Source organism: Acetobacter tropicalis, assembly GCF_001580915.1.
GTDB lineage: Bacteria > Pseudomonadota > Alphaproteobacteria > Acetobacterales > Acetobacteraceae > Acetobacter > Acetobacter tropicalis.
This window is the reverse complement of sequence record NZ_LHZQ01000033.1, coordinates 1-837: the sequence shown is the minus strand read 5'-3', so window position 1 is coordinate 837 and position 837 is coordinate 1. Positions and strand designations below refer to the sequence as shown.

The window sequence follows — 837 nt, the reverse complement described above, 5'->3', positions numbered from 1 at the left end:
ATTGGGCTCATAGGTTATAGCAATCAACGGTTGGTATAAGGGCTGCAGTACGGCAATTTCCAATCAAGGCATAATCTGCAATTGGAAGAGGAAGTTCACGGAAAGGAGCATGAAGAACCTGGGGCATACCGTCTCCCTTTATGTGGATATTTATACGTATTTCCTGAAACGAAATCGAAACAGACAATGTTCCGCAAATAATTTTATTTTACAATTAAATCGGTAAAAAATGAGAAGTTGGGTTTTGCAGGTACTTTTTTGTGGCAGGATTACGCCCCAACATCACATTCCCGTGACAGGCGCACTCTCAACGCTATCTGAACGTTAGTCGATACATACGGAAACCCAAATCCCGACAATCGGGAAAGGTCATGCCATGCATCAGGCTTTTCAAAAAAAAATTGAACTGGATGTTCTGTCTGTTGCATCAGAATTCTTCCCTTTGGTGAAAACGGGAGGACTGGGTGATGTAACAGGCGCTCTTCCCGGCGCATTGGCTCCTCAAGGAGTTCGTGTCAGAACAGTTTTGCCTGGGTATCCATCGGTCATGAGTGCACTGAAGTGGTCTCGTCGCGAAGGGGATTTGGTAGAAATAACAGAATTTGGGCACGCAGTTCGTATTCATCAGGTCTCTATATATCATAATTATTTCTTTATACTTGATTGCCCAGAGCTTTATTTAAGATCTGGAAGCCCCTATACTGCGGGCAATGGAAAGTCTTGGGATGATAACGGCCTCAGATTTGCTCTCCTCTCGCGCGTTGCGGCGCGTCTGGCGTGCGGACTACTGCCTGATTATCGACGCGGAAATCTCACAGAAGGGTTGTACATCGGGTT

1 protein-coding gene is annotated in these 837 nt (G+C 45.5%); it reads left to right on the top strand.

Annotated features, from left to right (window positions below):
* Positions 1 to 376: 376 nt before the first annotated feature.
* Positions 377 to 837, top strand: a 461-nt coding sequence (locus AD944_RS00175; RefSeq protein WP_211263309.1) for a glycogen/starch synthase, incomplete at its 3' end; no start/stop codon positions are given.